This window comes from Shewanella sp. S1-49-MNA-CIBAN-0167 (assembly GCF_040310145.1).
Lineage (GTDB): Bacteria > Pseudomonadota > Gammaproteobacteria > Enterobacterales > Shewanellaceae > Shewanella > Shewanella psychromarinicola.
Window position 1 is genome coordinate 1 of record NZ_JBEOPO010000408.1, and the last position, 249, is coordinate 249.

1 pseudogene is annotated in these 249 nt (G+C 44.2%); it reads left to right on the forward strand.

Annotated elements, in window-relative coordinates:
• Nucleotides 1-249 (forward strand): annotated as a pseudogene (dapD, locus tag AAEZ00_RS21830) (2,3,4,5-tetrahydropyridine-2,6-dicarboxylate N-succinyltransferase); the annotation flags it as partial.

Below are 249 nucleotides of genomic sequence, written 5' to 3' on the forward strand. Positions count from 1 at the left end.
CCGTAGAACCGAGTGTTCGCGCTGATGTTGAAACCGTGATCAATATGCTCGATAAAGGCCAAGTACGCGTTGCTGAAAAAATTGACGGTGAATGGCATGTTCACCAATGGCTTAAAAAGGCGGTACTACTGTCTTTTCGCATTTTTGATAACGGCGTGATTGAAGGTGGCGACACCAAGTATTTCGACAAAGTCCCACAAAAATTTGCCGATTATGACGAAGCTCGTTTTAAAGCAGAAGGTATTCGTG